Source organism: Agarivorans sp. QJM3NY_25, from assembly GCF_050870875.2.
Lineage (GTDB): Bacteria > Pseudomonadota > Gammaproteobacteria > Enterobacterales > Celerinatantimonadaceae > Agarivorans.
The window spans coordinates 1,426,651-1,445,587 of the sequence record NZ_CP194041.2 but is presented as its reverse complement, the minus strand read 5'-3'; the positions used below and the strand labels follow the sequence as shown (position 1 = coordinate 1,445,587).

At 44.6% G+C, this 18,937-nt stretch carries 14 protein-coding genes; 9 read left to right on the top strand and 5 right to left on the bottom strand.

The features are described from left to right. Nucleotides 1–2: 2 nt before the first annotated feature. Both idnO and ACRRSW_RS06670 read right to left on the bottom strand, forming a co-directional pair. Entirely contained in the window at nt 3–767 is a 765-nt protein-coding gene (gene idnO / locus ACRRSW_RS06675; RefSeq protein WP_432453983.1) for a gluconate 5-dehydrogenase, read from the bottom strand. Further along, entirely contained in the window at nt 751–1,824 is a 1,074-nt protein-coding gene (locus tag ACRRSW_RS06670) for a zinc-binding dehydrogenase (RefSeq protein ID WP_432453984.1), read from the bottom strand. Before ACRRSW_RS06670 ends, idnO begins: the two co-directional genes overlap by 17 nt. A 79-nt stretch (nt 1,825–1,903) precedes the next feature. Here ACRRSW_RS06670 and ACRRSW_RS06665 point away from each other — a divergent pair, with 79 nt between their 5' ends. The 3 genes from ACRRSW_RS06665 (at nt 1,904) to ACRRSW_RS06655 (ending at nt 5,227) form a co-directional block, all read left to right on the top strand. Beyond that, complete coding sequence (locus ACRRSW_RS06665) at nt 1,904–2,434, top strand: gluconokinase (RefSeq protein ID WP_432453985.1); 531 nt, start codon at nt 1,904–1,906, stop codon at nt 2,432–2,434. Beyond that, entirely contained in the window at nt 2,427–4,157 is a 1,731-nt protein-coding gene (locus ACRRSW_RS06660; RefSeq protein WP_432453986.1) for a dihydroxy-acid dehydratase domain-containing protein, read from the top strand. Before ACRRSW_RS06665 ends, ACRRSW_RS06660 begins: the two co-directional genes overlap by 8 nt. Before the next feature lie 71 nt (nt 4,158–4,228). Next, nucleotides 4,229–5,227, top strand: a complete 999-nt coding sequence (locus ACRRSW_RS06655; RefSeq protein ID WP_432453987.1) for a LacI family DNA-binding transcriptional regulator — start codon at nt 4,229–4,231, stop codon at nt 5,225–5,227. Between the two features lie 789 nt (nt 5,228–6,016). Here ACRRSW_RS06655 and ACRRSW_RS06650 read toward each other — a convergent pair. Next, a complete protein-coding gene (locus tag ACRRSW_RS06650; RefSeq protein ID WP_432453988.1) occupies nt 6,017–8,347 on the bottom strand; it encodes a methyl-accepting chemotaxis protein in 2,331 nt (776 codons plus the stop codon). A 385-nt stretch (nt 8,348–8,732) separates the two neighbouring features. Between ACRRSW_RS06650 and ACRRSW_RS06645 the strand changes: the two genes are divergently transcribed. Then, the gene (locus ACRRSW_RS06645) at nt 8,733–9,746 is read left to right on the top strand and encodes a sugar ABC transporter substrate-binding protein (RefSeq protein ID WP_432453989.1); all 1,014 of its coding nucleotides are present in this window, start codon (nt 8,733–8,735) and stop codon (nt 9,744–9,746) included. A 287-nt stretch (nt 9,747–10,033) separates the two neighbouring features. Then, on the top strand, nt 10,034–10,663 hold the full coding sequence (locus ACRRSW_RS06640) for a LysE family translocator (RefSeq protein ID WP_432453990.1): 630 nt from the start codon (nt 10,034–10,036) through the stop codon (nt 10,661–10,663). Between the two features lie 119 nt (nt 10,664–10,782). Here ACRRSW_RS06640 and ACRRSW_RS06635 read toward each other — a convergent pair whose 3' ends face one another. Further along, nucleotides 10,783–11,400: a hypothetical protein gene (locus ACRRSW_RS06635; RefSeq protein ID WP_432453991.1), complete on the bottom strand. Its 618-nt coding sequence runs from the start codon at nt 11,398–11,400 to the stop codon at nt 10,783–10,785. A 339-nt stretch (nt 11,401–11,739) separates the two neighbouring features. Between ACRRSW_RS06635 and ACRRSW_RS06630 the strand changes: the two genes are divergently transcribed. The 4 genes from ACRRSW_RS06630 to putP all read left to right on the top strand — a co-directional run bounded on the left by ACRRSW_RS06630 (nt 11,740) and on the right by putP (nt 18,333). Continuing rightward, nucleotides 11,740–12,507, top strand: a complete 768-nt coding sequence (locus tag ACRRSW_RS06630) for a helix-turn-helix domain-containing protein (RefSeq protein WP_432453992.1) — start codon at nt 11,740–11,742, stop codon at nt 12,505–12,507. Between the two features lie 268 nt (nt 12,508–12,775). Next, entirely contained in the window at nt 12,776–15,907 is a 3,132-nt protein-coding gene (putA, locus tag ACRRSW_RS06625) for a bifunctional proline dehydrogenase/L-glutamate gamma-semialdehyde dehydrogenase PutA (RefSeq protein WP_432453993.1), read from the top strand. A 35-nt stretch (nt 15,908–15,942) separates the two neighbouring features. Continuing rightward, nucleotides 15,943–16,650: a hypothetical protein gene (locus ACRRSW_RS06620; protein ID WP_432453994.1), complete on the top strand. Its 708-nt coding sequence runs from the start codon at nt 15,943–15,945 to the stop codon at nt 16,648–16,650. A 186-nt stretch (nt 16,651–16,836) separates the two neighbouring features. Beyond that, a complete protein-coding gene (putP, locus tag ACRRSW_RS06615; protein WP_432453995.1) occupies nt 16,837–18,333 on the top strand; it encodes a sodium/proline symporter PutP in 1,497 nt (498 codons plus the stop codon). Between the two features lie 190 nt (nt 18,334–18,523). On the opposite strand, the gene ACRRSW_RS06610 is transcribed toward putP, so the two are convergent. Further along, nucleotides 18,524–18,775 (bottom strand): DUF2999 family protein, encoded by a 252-nt coding sequence (locus tag ACRRSW_RS06610; protein WP_432453996.1) that lies wholly within the window; start codon nt 18,773–18,775, stop codon nt 18,524–18,526. Nucleotides 18,776–18,937: the final 162 nt, after the last annotated feature.

Below are 18,937 nucleotides of genomic sequence, written 5' to 3'. Positions count from 1 at the left end.
CACTACACAGCGGCGAGCATCCCACCATCAACAAACAATAGATGCCCATTAACAAAATCAGAAGCTGCCGACGACAAATATACAGCAGCACCAATTAGTTCTTCAGGTTTACCCCAACGATCTGCCGGAGTTCTTTTACAAAGCCAATCCGTAAACTCTTTATTTTCAACCAAGGGTTTGGTTAGCTCTGTAATAAAATATCCTGGAGCAATACCATTCACTTGAATATTATGTCTTGCTAATTCAACGCACCCACCACGAGTCAGCATTTTCACTGCACCTTTAGATGCGGCATAAGGAGTAATGGTATCTCGGCCTAATTCACTTTGCATGGAACCGATATTTATTATTTTTCCACACTGTCGCTCAACCATATATTTGCCAACTTCTTGCATCATCAAAAAGACGGCCTTTTGGTTAACTTGAATCACGTCATCCCAGTCTTGTTCAGGAAACTCAAGAAAAGGATGTCTTCGCTGAATACCGGCGTTATTGATTAAAATACCAATTTCACCAATTTCCATTTCGATTCTTTTAATGGAATCAACAATTTCTTGCTTATTCGTAACATCAAATGCAATGCCATATGCAAGAAACCCCAAATCAACCAATTCCTTGGCTGCATTTTCTGCTCTTTCTTGAGTAATATCGTTAATCACAATGGTGGCACCGTGTTCAGCCAAACCTTTGGCTAAAAGATTACCAATGCCCTGTGCAGCACCCGTAATCAGTGCTATTTTTCCGCTCAAATCAAATAAATTTTTCATCTTGTCTCTCAAATGATAATTGAACTTTCATTGCCGAAGTTTTATCTTCAGCCAGCTTTAAAGCGTCAATTATTTGGGTAAATGGAAATACTCGTGTAAGCAGTGGAAGTGGATTGACTTTCCCTTTCTCAAGCCATCTCACTGCAGTTTCAAATTCGCTTACAAATCGAAAAGTCCCGCGAATGTTGATTTCTTTAGCCAGACATTTTGTTAATGGGAAATCCACCATGCCGGGTCGCATCCCAACCAGAACTAATGCTCCCTTCGCGCGAGTCATATCAATGCAGCCATGAAAAGCCTGCACAGCAGCAGAAGCTTCGAAAGACACATCAAAATAGCCTTTATCGGCAGTGTATTCTGTCGGCAAGCTTTCTAATGGGGAGTAAACTTTGTCGGCCCCCATCTCAAGAGCAATATCTCTACAGCGCTCGCTCAAATCAGTACCAATGATTTCACTTGCGCCAGCAGCTTGGCAGGCTGCAATAATGAGACAACCAATGGGGCCACATCCGGTCACCAAAACCCTTTTCCCCAACACACCACCGGCCTGATTGATGGCATGGATCGCAACCGAAAGTGGCTCGGAAAAAGCCATCACATCGTCACTAATAGTGTCGTCATAGGGAACAAGCTGCTGTTTGCTAACGCTCAAATATTCCGAAAATCCGCCATCTACATGGGGGTTACGCATCGCACTACCAAAGAACTCCATATTCACACATTGGTTAGAATTACCGCTTTCACAATAAAAACACTTACCACATGCTTTACTTGGATTGACAGCAACCGTCTGTCCGCTTTGATGAATACGACCGATGACTTCATGTCCAAGAGTCATCGGGTGGCACAAACTAAAATCGCCTATCCCGCCATGTTGATAGTAATGAATATCGGAACCACATATTCCGCCTCGAGTCACTCGTACAAGCGTTTCATCCGCGGTAACCGCAAATGAGGTTTCTTCAAGGCCAACCTCTCCTTTACCAAAAACTTTTATCGATTTAACTTTCATATTATTACCTATTGACATTTGCTTCCTCATCTCAAAACAAAACAAGGCAACCGCTTGCCATGTTAGATATCGATCAGCTATATTGGAAGGGTTACTTTTAAAAAGTGTGAGGTGAGACAAATTGATGAAAAAGAAAATACTCTTTATAATGGGTGTTTCCGGATCTGGTAAAAGCACCGTGGCAGAGTCAATATCTAGTTTATTATCATATATTTATATTGATGCAGACGATTATCATCCTGAAGCTAATATCGCAAAAATGAAACATAACATCCCACTTAATGATGTGGATAGGCAACCTTGGTTGGATGCCTTAAATACAATGGCAACCGCATGCATTGATTCAAATGAAAACCTCGTAATCGCTTGCTCATGTTTAAAGCCTGAGTATCGAAAAATACTTCAGGCTGGGATCCAAGAAAGTTGCTTATTTGTCTACCTAAAAGGTTCATTCGAAGTGATTAGCGAAAGGATGAAAAAACGTGGCGAGCACTATTTCAATGGTGACTCTATGCTCAGAAGCCAATTTGATACCTTGATTGAACCGAGTACCAATGAACCCATCGATTATATTGAGGTTTCAATCCTAGAAAATGACATAAATGCAGTCGTAGAACTCACTGTAAAAAATTTAAGAGAACTTAATTATGTGTAATAAGCTATTAGCAAAGATCACCGAGAATCTCGAACAGCGTAGTATTTCTTCCCGAACTCAATACCTTAGCCGATTAAAAAATCTGAAAGAAAACCAACTGTCAACCCACTCCATCGAACCCAGCAATGCAGCACATGTGTTTGCCGCACTTGATGAGCAACGACGAACAATTATTCGTCAAAAATCAAGTTATACCTTAGGGATCATCAGCTCATATAACGAAGTGGTTTCGGCACATGCGCCCTACCGTCATTACCCCGAAAAAATAAAATCAATCAGTGCCAAGCTTGGACACAGTGCGATATTTGTTGGGGGCGTACCTGCAATATGTGATGGCGTAGTACAAGGTTATCAAGGAATGGAACTATCCTTGATGAGCCGAGACGTCATCGCCATGGCAACCGCGATACCTTTATCTTGTGCCACTGCAGACCGAGCTGTTTTACTTGGCACTTGCGATAAAATTGTTCCTGGCATGCTAATTGGCGCCCTATCAAGGGGTCATATCCCAAGTGCTTTTTTACCCGCAGGCCCTATGTCCACTGGAATCAGCAATGCTGAAAAATCGAAAGCGAGACAAGATTTTCATCGTGGGGAAATCGATTTGGAACAACTCACCGACACGGAGTGTAAATGTTATCACAGTGAAGGGACCTGCACTTTTTATGGAACCGCAAATACCAATCAAGTCATGTTGGAAGCACTTGGGTTACAACCCATCGATAGTGGTTTATCCAAAGCTTGTATGGATAAATCCTCGGTGATTAACGAAGTGGTTTCCGGGCTGCTGGATAATACTGCATTACCCTTGTACCAAGTGATTACAGAAAAATCGTTAATCAATGCTTGTGTTGTCTGGTTAGCGACCGGAGGGTCCACCAACCATACTTTGCATCTGGTCGCGATTGCGAGAGCGGCGGGTATAGACTTACGCTGGGAAGACATTGATCAACTCTCTGATATTGTACCCTTGCTTGCTAAAATTTACCCAAATGGACCAGCAGACGTCAATCAATTTCATGATGCTGGTGGGGTCTCGGCAATCATGGCCGAATTATTAAGCGCTGGACTATTACACCCCGATGCACTGTGTTTTAACAATCAGCCCATTTCAAAACAAATCCTCACAGCAGAACGAAAAGTGAGCGATCGAGCTATCATTGCAGACGTTGAGCATCCCTTCAGCCCAAGCGGTGGTATAAAATTACTCCAAGGTAACTTGGGACAAGGGATCATGAAAGTTTCTGCGGTTAGCGAAGCGAAACGGATCGTAAAAGCACCTGCGCGAGTGTTCGAAAGCCAACTGGCGGTTCACCAAGCGTTCCAAAACGATGAGCTATGGCAAGATGTGGTCGTCGTGGTTAAAAACCAGGGCCCAACCGCAAACGGTATGCCTGAACTTCACAAGCTAATTCCTTTACTGGGGATTATTTATGATAAAGGCTATCAAGTTGCATTAGTGACTGACGGACGTTTATCTGGCGCTTCAGGAAAGGTGCCCGCCGTCGTTCATATCACTCCCGAAGCCAAAAAAGGAGGCAGCATAGATTTAATTAAAGATGGCCAAATCATAGAGGTGGACGGGATCCATGGAATATTAAATGATATTGAACTTACTTACACTAATGAGATAGCATACGAGCCTCAAGGCTGGGCCAGCAAGGATCTATTCGATGGACTCCGGCTGGCTTTAGGTCATCCTAATAATGGCGCGATGAGCTAAGTTACAACGATATTAAATGCGATTTGAATGCATCCGATAAATGGGTGTGTTCAACACTTGGATAATAATAAATGAATAAAAGAACCACCATCGCAGATGTTGCTGAATATTTAGGCGTAAACAAGTCGACAATTTCTAGAGCATTAAATAACCCGAATCGGGTATCTGCCGACGTTCACTCGAAGGTGATTGAGGCATGTAAAGTTCTCAATTATATTCCAAATGTAGCGGCAAAAACGCTTGCGTTATCTTCCAGCAAATCAATTGTTTTAATCATTCCAAGTTTCACAAACTCGGTTTTTGCCGAGATTATTAGCGCGGCAAAGATTAGTTGTGAAAGCCTTGGCTATAACTTACTCATTGGTGATTCATCTTATACAACACTTGGGGAAGAAAAAGTCGTAGAAAATTTTCTTTCAAGAAATGTTGATGGTTTTATTTTTACTGAAACGGAGCACTCTCTCGCCACCCAAACCATGATCAAGAATAGCAATATTCCAGCCGTTGAAATTATGGATATCCTTGATAAGCCAACCTTCGATGCTAACTTTGGTGTCAACCAGTCAGATGCTGCCACAGAGCTAACCGAATACTTGATCTCTAAAGAACGAAAAAATATTGCGTTTTGCTCAACATGGCTAGATAGACGGGCAATGTTGAGAAAAACAGCATGGGAACTGGTCATGGAAAAACATGGCTTAGATTATCATCGATTCATTAATACCAAAGAACGAACCTCTTTTCATAATGGCGCAAATGCCATTTCGGAAATTTTGAATCAATGGCCAGAAACCGATGCAATATTTTTTGTCAATGACGATATGGCTGCCGGAGCCATCATGCAATGTCAGCGCTACGATATAAAAGTTGGCAAAGATATTGATATTGTAGGGTTTAATGACCTCGATTTCGCCGAAGTAATTAACCCTAGGCTCACCACCATCCGCATCCCTAGAGTCGAAATGGCCGAACTAGCTGTCACCACGATTATTTCATTGATAGAGCAGAAAGGTGTAGCCAATTTGCATCAAACACTCCCTTATGAACTGATGATTAGAGAAAGCGCATAACAATAGCACCATTAGCCAAAGCGAGGACTTTTGGGGCTAATGGTGCTCGCTTCTAAATGGCGCGATGATGTGAAACAAGCCAGCGATAAAGCGATGGTATAGGGTGCCTCAAAAATGCTTTCGACAACAGCAGAGTCCCTTGGTAATTAGCGATTACGACAAAGTCGCTTGGTGTTAACAGTGATTACGTGAATTAGTCTAAATGCTATCTGTCAGTTTCGTTACCTCGATGTGACTAGATATCACAGATTGCCCTAAATTGGTTCAGCCCCAAAATGAGTTAGCTTATTTTGGGGATCTATTAGTGAGGGTTTCGCCCTGACGGCGATATACTTTTCTTTGCTCGTCAAAGAAAAGTATATCGAATGCAATAAACTAGACACCCATTCTAAAAACAAAAACCTTTCATACTCTCGATAGCCAAGGTTACGCTTTTAAATCCCATCATCTTCGCCGAGTCGCGCAAATGAACAAGGGAGCAAAGTTGAAGTCTGTTTGTTGAGCGTAGTGTTTACTTCAACGCCCTTGAGAATGAGCCACGCAGGGTTTAAGAAGATGCAGGGCGAGCTTTCTTTTTGCTTCGCTAAGCTTTGCTCGTTGAAGCTTAATGACGTCGCCGTAGGCGAAAGCTTCTACCCCGTTGCTAACACAGAACGGGACAAAAGCGCGTTAGATACGCACACTCTCAACTGTCAGCTTAGATTGCGAGCTGTATTAAGATGTGTCTGATCGCATATGAACAATACAGCTAATTCACACTAATCCACGTAATCACACCTTACAACAGCGCTATACGCGGAACTGTTTCACCTGCCCGTCTAAGTCCTCTGAAAGCACACTTAAACCGGCACTACTTTTACTAATTTCTTTAACACCATCTAAAGTCTTCTCCCCATAATCAGAAATTGTCACGATACCGCGGTTGATTTCTTCAATCGCAACTTTCTGTTCATCTGAAGCATTAGCAATTTGTGCGTTCATATCACTAATGGTGGATATCGCTTCCGCAATTTTAATTAACGATGTTCCTACATTACGCGCAATATCAGCACTCTTACCACCATTAGCTTTACTAGACGCCATTGCATCAACAGCTCGAACCGTATCTTTTTGTAAACGTTCGATCATGGCTTGGATTTCTTCGGTACTGTCTTGAGTTTTCTTAGCCAAAGTACGAACTTCATCTGCAACGACCGCGAAGCCTCGCCCATGCTCTCCTGCTCGGGCTGATTCAATTGCAGCATTGAGTGCCAAGAGATTGGTTTGTTCTGCAATTCCACGGATCACGTCCAGAATGGTCACAATGCTGCCAACATTCCCCTCCAATTCACTAATGACTTCTGAAGATTGGTCAATTTCTGCAGAAAGATTCTCAATCGAAGTAATCGCCTCTTGAACAACCGTTTGCACATGCTGCCCCTCAACATCTGCCGATTGTGCAACCCCTGCCGCGTTTAAGGCATTACCTGCAACCTCCTGTGCCGAAGCCGCCATTTGGTTGATAGCGGTCACCACCATTTCCATTTCGCGTTGTTGTGCGTTTGCCGCTTGACTGCCCTCTTCCACAATCCTATTCATATCGCCAACGGTTGTAGCCAAGGTGCCCACCGAACCTCGAATGCCTTGAACCACTCGCTGGATCTTAGCCACAAATTGGTTAAAGCCACTGGCAAGCTCGCCGAGCTCATCTTTACGTTGTTCGTTCAAACGTTGGGTTAAATCACCGTCACCCTCGGCAATATCCAGCAAGGAATGGCTGGTTTCTCGGATCGGCCGGACAATGGTCCTGGTAATGATGTAACCGGCAACACCGCCTAACACAATCACTAACAGCGCAGTCAAGCTTGCATAAAGCAAAATCAATCGCTGTATTTCAGAAAGCTTCGAGGTCACTTCATTCATGTCGATTTCATTAAGGATCGCCCAACGCTTACCCATAACTTCGATGGGAGCGTAAGCCGATAAAGCTTTTTCTCCTCGGTAATTTTGATTAACCAGCGAGCCGGAATCTCCACTTAAAGCACGACGGATAGCTTCCGATTGAACGGTTTGAAAACCAACATTGGTTTTGGCAGCGACTATCTCGTCCAATTCTGTTTGATTCACGCCTAACTGGGTCATCAAAGAGTTAAAGCTTTGCGGTTCTTCTAACAATAAACGGCTGGCACTTCTGGGTTTGTTATCAAGCCCAACCAAATAAGTTTCCCCAGTTTTCCCCAAGCCAGAGGCTTGCCAACTATAACCATAGGTCATCAATGCCGTTAATTTTTCGGAAGGAAGTGCAAACACCACGACCCCAACCGCTTCCGTTTTGTTATACACTGGTGCAGCTATAAATCCAGTAGGTAAACCTAAACTTCCAGGGTAAGCAGCATAGTCAATAAACGCATAACTCTGTCCATCCCCTTTAAGTTTCGAGGCTTGGCTAAACGCCTCAGCTAATCCAGATTGAGCGAGCATGGGATTAGTCACCGACATTCCGAAATCAATATGCTTTTTCACCGAATAAATTACACTGCCATTGGTGTCTAACAGCAAAATATCTTGCAGGCCAAAACGTTTTAAAAAGGCCCTGAAATAAGGGTGATAACGCTGGTGATTTGTCGTATAAGAAGTTTTGTCTGATGAAGCAAGCATTTCATCTTTATTGTCAATATCACTCGGGTTGTTCACAATATATTGCGCTTGCAAGGCGATCGCCGGTTCGCTCATCTGGTTAATCAAGGTGGTTACATCAAGCGCCTTCCCTGCATGAAGACTTTTATATTGCCCAGCAATATTGGCCTGATAATAACTCGCAAGTTGATCTTTTTGCCCCTGACGATCATTTCGTCCAACAAAAAACGAGAACGGCTTATAAGACGATGATAAATTACGCGTTGCATCAATCAGCGCTTGTTGTTGCGAAACATTCAGCAACTGACTTTCCAATGACCCAAAATACTGTTTCACTATTTCGGATGCGACATTGCGTAAGGAAATCATTTGATCTCGACGCGCTTCCAGCAGTATTTCTTCTGTTTTATAGGACGAAAACGAAGCGATCACAGCCGCCGTACTCACCACCGCTAAAGCGGCGATAGTAACAATACTGAGAATAAATTTTGAACTGATTTTCATCGTTGACTGTACTCTCTGTTCATATAAATAAAGCGGTACCGAATACCTTAGGAGTCAACCTAAGTATTCAAGGTTCTTTCAATCACATGAACCTAGTTATACCAACGGACAACCATAAGTATCCCCGATAACCATAGTCGATATTGTGTCCAAACCTATAATTTTGAACAGGTCATTCTCTACTATTTTTAAGCTTCTCAAAAATATATCAACCCGACTTGTCTTCATATCGATATCAACCATACTTATTTGCGAAGTAATAAATGAATAAATTTAATCACTGAGCAAACTTGAGTCATTCATATTCGAATGATTTCTTATTTCAAGTAAGTGCATCCATCTAAGGTGTAGCGTCTGCTGCTTAACAACAAGACCGGAGAAAGATATGAACAAGTTTATTACATTACTCGGAGTGACTTCGTGCCTGATAGTTAACGGTATCGTGTCTGCTGCGGACAAGCCCATTGTTGGGCTCATCACCAAAACCGATACCAATCCATTTTTTGTAAAAATGCAAGAAGGCGCGAAGAGTAAAGCCGATGAATTAGGTTTAGAACTCATGACGTTTTCTGGTAATTTTGATGGTGACAATCAAACTCAAATACAAGCGGTGGAAAATCTAGTGGTTTCGGGCGCAAAAGGGATCCTAATTACCCCGAGTGATCCGGTCGCTATTGTGCCGGTTTTAGAAATGGCCCGCTCAGCTGGCGTATTAGTAATCGCGTTAGATACACCATTGAATCCTGCGAGTGCGGCAGACGCCACTTTTGCTACCGATAATTTTACCGCAGGAGATTTGATTGGACAGTGGGCGAAGAAGCAAATGGGTGACGGCGCCTCATCTGCCAAAATTGCTTTACTTGATCTCAACGAAAATAAAATCAGTGTTGATGTCGCTCGAAATCAAGGCTTCCTCAATGGCTTTGGAATTGATTTGAAAGATCCCCAAAATATGGGGGATGAAGATGATCCGCGCATTGTTGGTAACGAAGTGACGCAAGGCTCTCAAGATGGTGGGCGAACCGCCATCGAAAATCTACTTCCCAAAGATACTGGCATTAATCTGGTGTACACCATTAATGAACCGGCTGCCGCTGGTGCATATGAAGCGCTCTCTGCATTCGGCAAACAAGATGCGCTGATCGTTTCAGTCGATGGTGGTTGCGCTGGAGTTGAGAATGTTAAAGCTGGGGTCATTGGGGCGACTTCGATGCAATTTCCTCTTCGAATGGCGTCAATGGGAGTTGAAGCCGTTTATGAATTTATTCAAAGTGGTAAAAAACCACAAAATACCGCTGGGTTGGACTTCGTAAACACAGGCGTTGAGTTGATCACCGATAAACCAGTTGATGGCATTCCTTCTAAATCATCAGCCGAAGGTTTAACTTTATGTTGGTAAGTTAACTCGTTTTGTTACTTCCAGGCTGTGTGTCTTCAACGACTGCAGCCTATATCTTTATTCGAAACACCTCGACTAAACCAATCGCTCCCTGAGGATTAAATATCTGCTGATACGAGTAAATTGAACCAAGGAAAACCATCAGCCTGCCACGAACAGAAGTAACATACCCTCCCAAAAAACCATTATTCAGCGTTAATTCCATCGCTGACGATGGCAGCCAATAACCCATATGCACTCGCGCCTTGGACTCTGTATAATCTGCGAAAAAATCGGTAAGGATGACCATGATTGATGTTTCTATACTGCCACTATTTTTAGTGAGCATCGGATTTTTAGCTATATCTCCAGGCCCAGATATGCTGCTTATCTCCACTTATTCATCAATCACAGGCTTCAAGGCAGGGCTAATAATATCACTCGGTATTTTTTTGGCAGGTTTAATTCAAACTGGATTAGTAGCATTCGGTTTAGGCCAATTAATGCAGGCTCTACCACCGCTGGTTATTGCAATTAAGGTTGTAGGTGCGATCTATTTATCATGGCTCGGTATTAAATTATTGCGAGGCTGGTTACAAGATCACAATCATTCCAGCTCTCCCAAAATACTGCGCTTAAATAATAAGCAACTGCTATCAAGAGGTTTATTCAATAATTTAATGAATCCAAAGGCATTGCTTTTCTTTAGCATGTTCTTACCTCAATTTACCCATCCACAACAAAATTTGACCACACAAATCCTGCTACTAGGCGTCTTACTTAGCAGCGTCGTGTTACTAATCAACATCGTTTTTTCTCTGTCATTCAGTAAATTAGGAAAATTATTCGCCAATGGTTTAAAATTTGGCCGGCATGCCGATGGCCTTTTGGGATTCATTTTCTTGGGTTTAGCTGCTCGTTTAATCAGCAGCAAATAATCAAAACGTCAAGGAGAGCAGTTTAATTGACGGCAAAAGTAAACCATGCCTAAGTAAATCAGCCGTTAGGGTTATCACATGAACATTCGTGTCTATAACCCTTATCCATTGAGTTCCGCTTAAAACTTAACTGCAAGCCCTAGGTAGGCACCATTATTCTTGGTGCTGTAACGACGAGTCGAAATATCTTCATATAGGTAACCCGCAGACAGGTCGATAGTGCTCACCGCCAAATCTAATAATTCATAGCTTACACCCGCTCTAAAACGATTCGCTTGGTAATCATCGTCTACAAGCGACAATTTTAGATCGCTTTCAAGGCCAAAACCGGTTCCCACAAAATGCCAGGCAACGCGGCCGACACCATACATCTGCTCACCATTGTCAGTTCCCGATAATAAGCTGTTTGCACTATCCCAACGCTCATATCCAGCACCTAAGTCGATGTAAAAACCTGCCGTGTCTAAAAGATTGTAATATAACTCCGCTTGATAGCTTGAACCATCCGCAGCATCACCTTGCTTTCTTTTATTCATACCAATCGCGACATTAGGAATCAACGGAACAAAATGCTTCAACCTTAACTCCATATCACCCTGCCAAGCCGACGAGGCTTTAGGCTCGCTATCGGTTTGGGAAATATGACTGGCAAAAGTAAGACCAAGCAAGTCAGCCTGAACTGGCAAAGCTGGCAGCGAGGCCAATACAGCGACACCTAGTGCGAAACGAAATTTCATGATGAGTCCTTCAACTAAAATAAGATCAACAAATAAATGAACATTCTGCCATATAGCCCCCCTAACACCAACATAAATGACCAATATATTATTTACCATTGGTTGATTTGACTACGCGAGACTATTCGTAATGTCAAAAAAAGCATAACTGACAATGCGCAGCACATGACGATGTCTTCAATTAAAGATTACACTTGTTGACGCGTCGCTCAATCGGCAAGTCAATTGACACATATTACAAATTAATCCACTATCGTTTATTAAACGCCCAAGCAAACGACTCACACCAATGTAAATGATGTGGTTTATGACAGTTCTTAATTTGCAAAGTAAACATATATGGTTAAAACCAACAGCTTATCTCAAGTATTAACACTGCCTAGCCAAGCCCATCATCACAGCCACAACTTTTATCAAGTGGTAATAGGGTTACAAGGACAGACCGAGTTTGATATTGAAGGCGTGGGTAACTTGGTTGGGCCGGGTCAAGGCTGCTTGGTATCCGCCGACAACAAACATGCATTTACTGGCTTGGGGCGTAACCAAATTTTAGTCGTCAACCTACCGCTAGAACAAACCCATGAGATGCAAGACAAAGTTGAGCAGCTATTCGAGCGCCAAGCTTATTTTCAGCTAGGTAACCAAGCGCAGGTGCTTATCGGAGCGTTATGCCACGAAATACTTAGCCAGCCACAAGATCAGTTGCTCGGGCAAGCTTGCGCCCATACCCTGGTCTGTGTTTTACAAAACCAATTAGCCCAAACCCAGCTTCGGCAACGCCCGCTCGTCCGCTTACAGATGGATGTGATTGACAGCTACATTCAATTACATCTACATCAGAAGATCACGGTTGCGCAGTTGGCTGGTTGTGTCTATTTAGCTGAAAGCCAATTTCATCTATTATTTCGCCAGCAAAATGGCATCACCCCTCACCAGTATCTGCTACGCAAACGTTTTGAGTTAGCCAAACAATTGTTAGACGATGCTACACTGACACTATCTCAGATTTCCGATAGCTGTGGTTTCGCCAGCCAAAGCAGTTTTACCAGTGCATTTTCCAATTATTTTGGCGTATCTCCGGCCCGCTACCAACGTCAATTTCGCTGAACCAGCAATTAGCTTTAGCCACTTTTTCTTCAATGCAAATCCGTTAAAACGACATCAGCTCAAGCCAGTGAAACATTTGTAACACAAAATAGAATGATGAAACAAATGTTAGCAAATCCTTAAATTCGTGTTAGTTACCAGAGTATTTCTAAAAAACAGCGTAGCATTTCTTAATACAGGGCGAAAAAAGCCCCTTACAATCGATTGAGCAATAACAAAGCAATAACATTCTTGACCCCTCAGCAAGAATCGCAATCAAGGAAGTCGCATGCTGAAACACTTAAATTTTGATGCTCAGGCAATCGTTAATCCAGCCTATATTGAGCAGTCACCTGAACAAATATGGCCCACCATTTCGCCACTGTACTGTGTTGACGAAGATCAATTGTTAGAGCAACTATTACCGCTCGCTCAGCCCTCAGACCAAGAGCTCACGGCAAGCACCGTATTTGCCACCCAGCTTATCGAAAGGGTCAGAGCTGATAAAAAAGCGGTACAAATGATCGATGCCCTACTGCTGGAGTACAGCCTGGATACCCGTGAAGGGATCTTGTTAATGTGTTTAGCCGAAGCCTTGATGCGGGTTCCTGACGCCGCGACTGCCGATGCGCTGATCCGCGATAAAATGGGTGCTGCCGATTGGAAATCTCACCTGAAAAACTCAGACTCTCTGTTTGTCAACGCATCGACTTGGGGTTTAATGCTCACCGGAAAGGTGGTCAATCTCGACAATGCAGAGTCAGCTCAACCAAATAAAGTCATCAACAAATTAGTGAATAAATTCTCTGAGCCAGTGATCCGCCAAGCGATGAACCAGGCAATGAAAATAATGGGCTATCAATTTGTATTAGGTCAGAGTATTCATGAAGCGCTAAAAAATGCCGAAAAAAGCCGCATCCAAGGCTATGGCTACTCGTTTGATATGTTGGGCGAGTCCGCCCTTACCATGCAGGATGCCAACCGATACCTGCAAGATTACCACCAAGCCGTCACCCAACTCGCTAATAATAGCAATAGTGCTCAGGCTTTAGGCGCCACTCCTTCGATGTCGATCAAGCTATCGGCGATCCATCCTCGTTACGAAGCGGCTAATCGTGAACGCGTTTTAGATGAAATGTTTGCCAGTATCCTCAAGCTATTGATCCATGCACGACAACACGATGTTGCTATTACCATCGACGCCGAAGAAGCCGACCGTTTAGAAATATCTTTAGAGCTGTTTGCTAAACTCTATCAGGATCCTGCGGTTCGAGGTTGGGGAAAGTTTGGCTTAGTGATCCAGGCATACTCAAAACGTGCCCTACCCGTGATTGCCTGGCTAGGCGCTTTAGCTAAACAACAGGGTGATTTGATTCCAATGCGCCTGGTGAAAGGTGCTTATTGGGACGCAGAAATTAAGTTGGCCCAGCAGCATGGTCATCATGGTTATTCGGTGTTTACTCGCAAAGAGTCTTCTGATGTGAGTTATCTGGCCTGCGCCCGACTACTGCTCAGCGAACATTTCCGCGGATTAATTTACCCGCAATTCGCCAGCCACAATGCGCATACCGTGGCCGCGGTTGCGGCAATGGCTCAGCATAAAGATTACGAATTTCAACGTTTACACGGTATGGGCGATGCTCTATATCATCACGCTCGAGAGCTCATCAATAGCGATGTAAGAATTTATGCGCCGGTTGGCAGTCATAAAGATTTACTCCCTTATTTGGTGCGCAGACTACTGGAAAATGGTGCCAATAGTTCTTTTGTTCACCGCCTCGTCGATGCCAACTGTCCGGTCACCGATCTCACCGTTCATCCGGCTCAAGTGTTACGTTCACGTCCAACATTAGCCAACCCACGCATCGTTAAGCCGCCACAACTATTCGGTGAAGCGCGCAACAACTCATTAGGAGTTGCCTGCGATATTGCCAGTGAATGGCAACCTTTTGAGCAACAGGTTCATCAGTTCATGGAACCATACCAATGGCATAAATCCAGCATTATAAATGGTCAGGCACTGAGTGGGACTGCGCGCCCCATTGATGCGCCCTACGAACGGCAACAACAGGTGGGTTCTGTCGCATGGGCCAAGCCACAACAGGCCGCCGAAGCCATTGAATTTGCCGAGCAAGCTTATCCCCAATGGCGCGATACCTCCGTTGAGCAACGCGGCGCGTACCTATTAAGCCTCGCCGACAAATTAGAGCAACATATGCCCGAGTTAGTTGCATTATGTCACCGGGAAGCTGGTAAAACGGTACTGGATAGTATCGATGAAATTCGAGAAGCGGTTGATTTCTTGCGCTATTACCCACAACAGGCCAGCGCAAACTTTAGCCAGCCGTTAACTCTGGACAACTTCAAGGGCGAGACGCAAAACTATCGCTATCAGGGCCGCGGCGTGTTTGTTTGCATTAGCCCTTGGAACTTCCCTCTGGCGATCTTCATTGGCCAGGTTTGCGCCGCCTTAGTGAGCGGTAATACTGTCGTCGCCAAACCTGCCGAACAGAGCTCGTTGATTGCCGCTCGCTGTATTGAATTACTCCTGGAAACGATGATCCCCTCAGGGGTAATTCAGTTAGTCATTGGTAGTGGTGCCGAGCTGGGTGAATGTTTAAGCGCCGATCCACGAATCGCTGGCGTGGCCTTTACCGGCTCCACTCCAACCGCTCAAACCATTAATCGTCAGCTCAGTCGACGCAATGCCATGCCTGTACCCTTCATCGCCGAAACCGGTGGGCAAAATGCAATGCTGGTAGATAGCACCGCACTACCAGAGCAGGTGGTTCGAGACGTGATTCGTTCCGCTTTTGCTTCTGCAGGACAACGTTGCTCGGCGCTGCGCGTCTTGTATATCCAGCAAGACATTGCCGAGCGAGTCATTGGCCTAATTCAGGGGGCAATGGCGGAACTCTGCGTGGGCAACCCGGCACAATTGAAAACCGACGTGGGTCCGGTCATCGACGAAGCTGCGCAGGCAAAATTACTTGCACATATTGCTTGGTTACAACAAAATGCTCGTCCCATTTATCAGCTAAACCTAGACAAGCATTGCCAACAAGGCAGCTTTGTTGCCCCCTGCGCCTTTGAGATAGACAGTATTGAACAGCTCAGCCAAGAACACTTCGGCCCCATCCTTCACGTGATAAAATACAAAGCAAATCAACTTGATAAGGTGATTGATCAAATCAATGGCAGTGGTTTTGGTTTAACCTTAGGGGTGCATAGTCGTAACGAAGCCACCTATCAGCATATCGAGCGACGGGCGCGGGTAGGTAATTGCTACATTAACCGTGACCAGGTTGGTGCGGTGGTGGGCGTTCAACCCTTTGGCGGACAAGGACTCTCTGGTACCGGCCCCAAAGCAGGTGGCCCTCATTATCTTTACCGCTTTTCAAAAGCAGTGGTAAGTAACTAAGACTGAATATTGAAATTAGCGCGTGGAGAATAATAATGAGTGATGTAAGCAAAATATTAAAGCAAAGCCAGGCGGTATTCGAAGCTTGGCAGCAACAAAGCGTGGCGGAGCGTGCCGCACTATTAGAGCTCTGGGCTCAGCTATTAAGCCGACGTTCTGACGCTCACAATAAGAGCGCCGCGATGATTCGTTTTCAATGCCAACAGGCATTAGGACTAATTGCCGAAGAACAGGAGCTCGAGGGCCCCACAGGTGAGAGTAATCATTTATATTGTGTTGGTCGCGGTAGCATGCTGGTACTGGGCGACGAAACCGCCAACGAAGTCGCCATGGTTGGTCAAATCAGCGCCGCTCTGGTTGCCGGCAATACTGTGATATGCAGTATCAACCCTCAGGCTGAATGTGACTTAGATCTGCTACTTTCAGACCTGCTCAAAGCTGGTTGTCCAAACCGAGTGGCCATTTCGTTACCGCCGGAACAAAACCAGGCCATGGCAGAACAGCCTGCGATTGCCGCTGTCGTCATCAGCGGTACCGAACAGAACTGTAAGCACTACGCCCAGTTGCTGGCTCAACGCGAAGGACAACTGGCTCAAATCATATGCGAAACCGACATGTTTGAATTGAAGCAATTGAGCGAGCCGCATTACTTATTACGCTTTATTACCGAGCGTACCCGAACCATCAATATTACCGCCATCGGTGGTAACGCCAAGCTGCTGGAATTAGGTAGCGGCGAATAATAGTCAAGCCTCTCCTTATCAATTGGTTCAGCGGGTGTCGCTGAATCGGGGCATCACGACTGATGTGCAAATATAGCTCATCAATCGCTTGCTCTGATTCACCGCCCGCTGTCTAAATTGAGCAGTTGAGTTGATCGGTTTGATATAGGGAAAACACAACATTTTTGTACACAAAAAGGAAATAGAATGATTGAAAATAGCTTTGCTATCAGTGCCACATTTATAGCCTATCTCATTGTTATGCTATCAATTGGCATTTATGCATACAAACGAACGTCTAACTCCGAGGATTACTTTTTAGGTGGTCGCTCATTGGGTCCCTGGCCAGCAGCCTTGTCAGCTGGAGCCTCCGACATGAGCGGCTGGTTATTGCTCGGTTTGCCTGGTTACGCTTATGCAGCTGGCATCGAATCGTTTTGGCTAGCCGGAGGTCTCTTAGTGGGAACCTGGCTCAATTGGCTGTTGTGCGCCAAAAGATTGCGCACTTACTCCATCGTTGTGAATAACGCCCTGACCATTCCTGAGTTTTTTGCCCAACGCTTCGAAGATAAATCGAAACTACTGCAAACTATTTCAGCCTTATTCATCTTATTGTTTTTCTTGTTCTACACCAGCTCAGGCTTAGTCGCAGGCGGAAAACTATTTGAGACCGTATTTGGCTTAAATTACACCACGGCTGTGATCGTCGGCACCATCTGTGTGGTATCTTACACCTTATTTGGTGGCTTTTTAGCGGTCTCCTGGACCGACTTAGTGCAGGGTTTGTTGATGTCTGCTGCCCTGGTGATTGTACCTATCGCCGCTTTTGAAGGCTCGTTTGGCGATTTAAATATGGCCTTACATGCCAAAAACCCAGAACTACTCAGTTTATGGAATGATGCGAAGGGTCAACCTTTATCGGCTGTTGCAATCATCTCATTAATTGCATGGGGCTTAGGTTACTTTGGTCAGCCACATATTCTGGCTCGATTTAAGGCCACCCGGAGTAATAAAGATATTACCACTGCACGTCGTATTGCAGTGAGCTGGACAGCCCTTTCAATGGCCGGTGCCTTACTGATTGGTATGGTGGGCATTGTTTATGTCGATGCTCATATGGGAGGAAGCATTAAAGATGGCGAAACAATCTTTATGCTATTGGTTAACGCTATCTTCCATCCAGTGGTTGCGGGGATCCTATTAGCGGCAATTTTAGCCGCCATTATGAGTACCGCCGATTCTCAGCTATTGGTTTCTTCTTCAGCCTTAGCCGAAGATTTCTACAAGCAAGTGCTTCGCCCGAACGCCAGTCCAAAAGAAGTGGTTCAAGTGGGCCGTCTTGCGGTTGTTGGTCTTTCCATAATTGCCTTGATGCTGGCCATGAACCCAGAAAGCTCGGTATTAGGCTTAGTCTCTTATGCCTGGGCTGGATTTGGTGCAGCCTTTGGTCCGGCGATTTTACTCAGCTTATTCTGGAAAGATATGAATCGTAATGGTGCCTTAGCCGGTGTCGTTATCGGTGGAGTAACCGTGGTGCTTTGGAAACAGCTAGAGGGCGGAATTTTCGATCTCTATGAAATTGTCCCCGGCTTCATCCTAGCCTCAGCCGCGATTATCTTAGTCAGTAAGTTCACTGGCGGGGCCAGCGAGTCAATACTCAAAACTCACCTAGAATATCAACGCCAACTGGACAGCATGGATTAATCATTGTTGCCAAGGAACCAGCCAACCCTCAGTGGTTGGCTTTTTTTTGCCTGTATCTGTTGTCTAACAAGGCGCCGTTCTCAAGCAAAAACCTTGCTCTCTTCACTCCTCACACCTCAAAATAAAAAATCATTCAAGCGTTTCGATTCTATATTTTCAACGATGCTTTAAGCTTCAGGCGTAAGTTGACTTACTGTTGAAGTTTTTTCTTAGCCTCTTCAACTTTTGACAAATCTAGCCCTAATTCTGCAACAGCTTCTTTAATCAAAGCAGGGTTCTGCATCACCTGTCCCATCAACAACTGGAGCTTGTCTTGCGGTAGACCGAGTTGACTGACCGTGGCCATAGCCGCCAGAGGATTTTCGGTGAGCGCCTGAAAAAGCTCACTAATTTTCTGGTCGCTAATATTATGCTCTTTTAACATCCCAAGGATCGGGTTCATCACATTACCTTTTAAACACTCAATGAAATAGAAACGCAGTCTAACATTTGGCTCAGCTTAGTTAAAATACAACGCAAATATTGAAATGAAACATGAAACGAAAAATGCGAAGTGGTGGCGGCTAAACATAAGTTTCCGTGAAACGAGGACCATGCCAGAAAT

Bases quoted from the DNA above. Each gene is read 5' to 3' on its own strand.
- idnO (WP_432453983.1), bottom strand. From the start codon at position 767: ATGAAAAATTTATTTGATTTGAGCGGAAAAATAGCACTGATTACGGGT.
- ACRRSW_RS06665 (WP_432453985.1), top strand. From the start codon at position 1,904: ATGAAAAAGAAAATACTCTTTATAATGGGTGTTTCCGGATCTGGTAAA.
- ACRRSW_RS06660 (WP_432453986.1), top strand. From the start codon at position 2,427: ATGTGTAATAAGCTATTAGCAAAGATCACCGAGAATCTCGAACAGCGT.
- ACRRSW_RS06655 (WP_432453987.1), top strand. From the start codon at position 4,229: ATGAATAAAAGAACCACCATCGCAGATGTTGCTGAATATTTAGGCGTA.
- ACRRSW_RS06650 (WP_432453988.1), bottom strand. From the start codon at position 8,347: ATGAAAATCAGTTCAAAATTTATTCTCAGTATTGTTACTATCGCCGCT.
- ACRRSW_RS06645 (WP_432453989.1), top strand. From the start codon at position 8,733: ATGAACAAGTTTATTACATTACTCGGAGTGACTTCGTGCCTGATAGTT.
- ACRRSW_RS06640 (WP_432453990.1), top strand. From the start codon at position 10,034: ATGATTGATGTTTCTATACTGCCACTATTTTTAGTGAGCATCGGATTT.
- ACRRSW_RS06635 (WP_432453991.1), bottom strand. From the start codon at position 11,400: ATGAAATTTCGTTTCGCACTAGGTGTCGCTGTATTGGCCTCGCTGCCA.
- ACRRSW_RS06630 (WP_432453992.1), top strand. From the start codon at position 11,740: ATGGTTAAAACCAACAGCTTATCTCAAGTATTAACACTGCCTAGCCAA.
- putA (WP_432453993.1), top strand. From the start codon at position 12,776: ATGCTGAAACACTTAAATTTTGATGCTCAGGCAATCGTTAATCCAGCC.
- ACRRSW_RS06620 (WP_432453994.1), top strand. From the start codon at position 15,943: ATGAGTGATGTAAGCAAAATATTAAAGCAAAGCCAGGCGGTATTCGAA.
- putP (WP_432453995.1), top strand. From the start codon at position 16,837: ATGATTGAAAATAGCTTTGCTATCAGTGCCACATTTATAGCCTATCTC.
- ACRRSW_RS06610 (WP_432453996.1), bottom strand. From the start codon at position 18,775: ATGAACCCGATCCTTGGGATGTTAAAAGAGCATAATATTAGCGACCAG.